Origin of the sequence: Craterilacuibacter sp., assembly GCF_051659485.1 — a bacterium.
Lineage (GTDB): Bacteria > Pseudomonadota > Gammaproteobacteria > Burkholderiales > Chromobacteriaceae > Craterilacuibacter.
On sequence record NZ_JBOFOO010000427.1, the window covers coordinates 1 to 4,694 of the forward strand.

General features: G+C 62.2%; 4 protein-coding genes. All 4 read left to right on the forward strand.

The genetic code is table 11. From position 1 onward, the window contains the following. Nucleotides 1–1,992, forward strand: a 1,992-nt coding sequence (fdnG, locus tag ACRC1E_RS14340) for a formate dehydrogenase-N subunit alpha (protein WP_438515778.1), incomplete at its 5' end; no start/stop codon positions are given. A gap of 12 nt (nucleotides 1,993–2,004) precedes the next feature. Next, a complete protein-coding gene (gene fdxH, locus ACRC1E_RS14345) occupies nucleotides 2,005–2,913 on the forward strand; it encodes a formate dehydrogenase subunit beta (protein WP_438515779.1) in 909 nt (302 codons plus the stop codon). Further along, a complete protein-coding gene (locus ACRC1E_RS14350; protein WP_438515780.1) occupies nucleotides 2,910–3,551 on the forward strand; it encodes a formate dehydrogenase subunit gamma in 642 nt (213 codons plus the stop codon). Before fdxH ends, ACRC1E_RS14350 begins: the two co-directional genes overlap by 4 nt. Next, complete coding sequence (gene fdhE / locus ACRC1E_RS14355; protein ID WP_438515781.1) at nucleotides 3,548–4,462, forward strand: formate dehydrogenase accessory protein FdhE; 915 nt, start codon at nucleotides 3,548–3,550, stop codon at nucleotides 4,460–4,462. The genes ACRC1E_RS14350 and fdhE overlap by 4 nt, the downstream gene beginning before the upstream one ends. Nucleotides 4,463–4,694: the final 232 nt, after the last annotated feature.

Below are 4,694 nucleotides of genomic sequence, written 5' to 3' on the forward strand. Positions count from 1 at the left end.
GATCCGCGCTGCGTCATCAACCTGATGCGCGAGCACGTAGCCCGCTATACGCCGGACGTGGTGGAAAACATCTGCGGCACGCCCAAAGATGCCTTCCTCAAGGTGTGTGAATACATCGCCAGCACCGGCGCGCACGACAAGACCACGTCTTTCCTGTATGCGCTGGGCTGGACCCAGCACTCGGTCGGCTCGCAGAATATCCGCACCATGGCCATGATCCAGCTATTGCTGGGCAATATGGGCATGGCTGGCGGCGGGGTGAACGCACTGCGCGGCCACTCCAATATTCAGGGTCTGACCGATGTGGGCCTGTTGTCGCAAAGCCTGCCGGGCTATCTGCGCCTGCCCTCCGAAAAGGAAACCACCCTCGCGGACTTCCTCGAAGCCACCACCCCCAAGGCGCTGGCCGACGGCCAGATGAACTACGGGCAGAACACGCCCAAGTTCCATATCTCGCTGATGAAGTCGTTCTGGGGTGACAACGCCAGCGCCGACAACGACTGGGGCTTTGACTGGCTGCCGAAGTGGGATCAGGGCTACGACGTCCTGCGCTACTTCGACATGATGCATCAGGGCAAGGTCAACGGTTACTTCTGCCAGGGCTTCAATCCGGTCGCCTCGTTCCCGAACAAGAACAAGGTGGTCGCCTCGCTCTCCAAGCTCAAGTTCCTGGTGGTGATGGACCCGCTGGTGACCGACACCTCGACCTTCTGGAAGAACCACGGCGAGCAGAACGATGTCGACAGCGCCAGCATCCAGACCGAAGTGTTCCGCCTGCCGACCACCTGCTTTGCCGAAGAAGAAGGCGCCATCGTCAGCTCCGGGCGCTGGCTGCAGTGGCACTGGAAAGGTGCCGATGCACCGGGCGAAGCACTGACCGACGTCGAGATCATCGCCGGCATCTTCACCCATGTGCGCGCGCTCTATGCCAAGGAAGGCGGCACCTACGCCGAGCCTATCCATAAGCTGTCGTGGGCCTACCGCAATGCGCATGACCCGAAAGCCGAAGAACTGGCCAAGGAGCTGAATGGCCGCGCACTGGCCGATATCCCCGACCCGAAAAAGCCGGGTGAATTTCTGGCCAGGAAGGGCGAGCAGTTGCCGGGCTTTGCCGCCCTGCAAGCCGATGGCACGACCGCCAGCGCCTGCTGGATCTTCGCCGGCAGCTGGACGCAGGCAGGCAACCAGATGGGACGGCGCGACAATTCCGACCCGTCGGGCCTCGGCAACACGCTGGGCTGGGCTTGGGCATGGCCGGCCAACCGCCGCATCCTGTACAACCGCGCGTCCAACAAGCCGGACGGCACGCCGTGGGATGCCAAGCGCACGCTGATCAAGTGGAACGGTGAAAAGTGGGCCGGTATCGACATCCCCGACTTCAAGGCTGACGAGCCGCCGGGCAGCAAGATGAGCCCCTTCATCATGCAGGCCGAAGGTCTGGGACGTTTGTTCGCGCTGGACAAGATGGCCGAAGGGCCGTTCCCCGAGCATTACGAGCCGTTCGAAAGCCCGATAGGCACCAACCCGCTGCACCCGAAAGTGGTCACCAACCCGGCCGCGCGCATCTTCAAGGGCGATGCGGAGCAACTGGGCACCAAGGCCGACTTCCCGTATGCGGCGACCACCTATCGCCTGACCGAGCATTTCCATTACTGGACCAAGAACGTGCTGCTCAACGCCATTACGCAGCCCGAGCAATTCGTCGAGATCGGCGAAGGTCTGGCCAAAGAGCGTGGCATCGCCCATGGCGACACCGTCAAGGTGTCAAGCAAGCGCGGCTATATCAAGGCCAAGGCGGTGGTGACCAAGCGTATCCGTACGCTCAAGGTCAACGGTCAGGACGTGCACCACGTCGGCATCCCGATTCACTGGGGTTACGAGGGGGTAGCGAAGAAAGGCTTCCTGGCCAACACGCTGACGCCATTTGTCGGTGACGCCAACACGCAGACGCCGGAATTCAAGTCCTTCCTCGTCAACGTCGAAAAAGCCTAAGGAGAGACGCCTATGCAATCGCAAGACATTCTGCGCCGCTCCGCGAGCCCGACCCAGCCGCCGATCGCCCGCGCACACAAGGCCGAGGTCGCCAAGCTGATCGACGTCACCACCTGCATAGGCTGCAAGGCCTGTCAGGTGGCGTGTTCCGAGTGGAACGACCTGCGTGACGAAGTGGGTGACTGTGTCGGGGTCTACGACAACCCGGCCGACCTGTCGGCACAAAGCTGGACGGTGATGCGCTTTACCGAGCACGAGGAAGACAACAAGCTCGAATGGCTGATCCGCAAGGACGGCTGCATGCATTGCGCCGAGCCGGGCTGCCTCAAGGCCTGCCCGGCGCCCGGCGCCATCATCCAGTACGCCAACGGTATCGTCGACTTCCAGTCCGAGCACTGCATCGGCTGCGGCTACTGCATTGCCGGCTGCCCGTTCAATGTGCCGCGCATCAACGCCCGTGACAACAAGGCGTACAAGTGCACCCTGTGTTCCGACCGCGTCGCGGTCGGCCAGGAGCCGGCTTGCGTCAAGACCTGCCCCACCGGTGCGATCAGCTTCGGCAGCAAGGAAGACATGAAGCATCACGCCGAAGAGCGCGTGGCCGAGCTGAAAACGCGCGGTTTCGAGCAAGCCGGTCTGTACGACCCGCAAGGCGTGGGCGGCACCCATGTGATGTATGTGCTGCATCACGCCGACCGCCCCGAGCTGTACGCCGGCCTGAAGAAAGACCCGGCGATCAGCACCATGGTCGGCTTGTGGAAAGGCATCCTCAAACCGCTGTCGACCATCGGCATTGCGGCATCGGTACTGTTCGGCTTCTTCCACTACATCGGCGTCGGCCCGAACAAGGCCGAGGACGAGGATGAAGGGCAGGCACCGGCAGGCAAGGACCAGCCGGACAGCAAGGAGGACAAGGCATGAAGGAAAAGCTGATCCGCCGCTATAACGCGGCCGAGCGCGTCAACCACTGGATCGTCGCGGTGTGCTTTATCGTACTGGCGATCTCGGGGCTGGCCTTCTTCTACCCGGCTTTCTTCTGGCTGACCGGCGTGTTCGGCACGCCGCAACTGGCGCGCATCGTCCACCCCTTCGTCGGGGTACTCATGTTCGTCGGTTTCTTCGTGCAGTTTTTGCGCTACTGGCATCACAACTTCATCGACCGCGAGGACGTGAAGTGGATGAAGTCGGTCAAGGAAGTGCTGTCCGGGCATGAAGTCGGCGACACCGGCAAATACAACGGTGGCCAGAAAGGCATGTTCTGGATGATGACGCTGTGCATGCTGGGACTGATCAGCACCGGCATCGTCATCTGGCGGCCCTACTTCGCCCTGTACTTCCCGATCGAGCTGATCCGCATCGCGCTGTTCGTGCATGCTTGGGCGGCACTGGCACTGATTGCCGGCATCATCATCCACGCCTACGCAGCGATCTGGGTACGCGGCACCGTACGCGCCATGGTCGAGGGCGTCGTCACCGAAGCATGGGCGAAGAAGCACCACCCGCGCTGGTATCGTGAAGTGATGGCCAAACGCACCGAGGAAAAAAAGAGCCAACCATGAGCATACGCATCGTCCCCGAGGGCGAGCTGACACAGGCGGCGGGAGACATCCCGCCGCTTTTGCTGCCCGACCCGAAAACGCTCTACCTCACCCGCGCCCAGCGGCTGGAAACACTCGCTGACGGCCACACCATGGCCGACTATCTGCGCTTCTGTGCCCGCATCGCGCGCGCGCAACACGCGCTGGTAGCCGAACACCCGCTGGCGCTGCCATCGCGCGACGCCTATTTCACCGAATGCGCACGCCACGGCCTGCCGCCGCTGGGCAGCAGTGCCTGGCCACGCGACCCGGTGTGGCAGGACCTGCTCGACGCGCTATTGGGCAAGCTGCTGCCGGGCAGCACCGGCCTGATCGCCGACACCATCATGGCGCTGCAAACCCAGACACGCGCCGAACGCGAAGCACTGGCCGGCGCACTTCTGGCCGGACGCTATGACGAGGCCTCCAGCGCCGACGCGCTGTTTGTCTGGGCGGCGCTATCGGTCTATTTCAGTCAGCTCGCCAGCAATCTCAAGATCCACGCCATCGCCGAACCGGACGAAAGCCGCCACCTGTGCCCGGTGTGCAGCCAGGGGCCGGTCGCAAGCATGGTGAAGATCGGTGACAAGGACGGCCTGCGCTATCTGCACTGCACCCTGTGCGAGAGCGAGTGGCATATGGTGCGCGTCAAGTGCAGCAACTGCGAATCAACGCGCGACATCGGCTACTGGTCGCCGGACGACAAGGCGGTCGCCGTGCGTGCCGAAAGCTGTGGCGACTGCGGCAGCTACCTCAAGGTGCTGGCGCTAGGCAAGGATATGCATCTGGAAGCGGTGGCCGACGATCTGGCCACGCTGGCGCTGGACGCCGCCATCGAAGAAGAAGGCTTTGTCCGTAGCGGCATCAACCCGTTTTTGTTTCCCGGTAGTTAAGTAGGACGCCGGCTGCCTGAGGGTGGCCGGTTTTTTCAACCCACAAGCTACACGCGATACATCGCCCCATATCCCTGCGCTTACCAATCCAAAGGACAACACTTTACAGAACAGTTCGTGCGCACCAACTGCTGTCATATCGGAGATACTAAGACCGTCACTAAATGGCGCTTCGCACTTGGAGTACGCTCCCTGATTATGCTTCCTAATTGTCGTGTCCCAGCAGATTGGC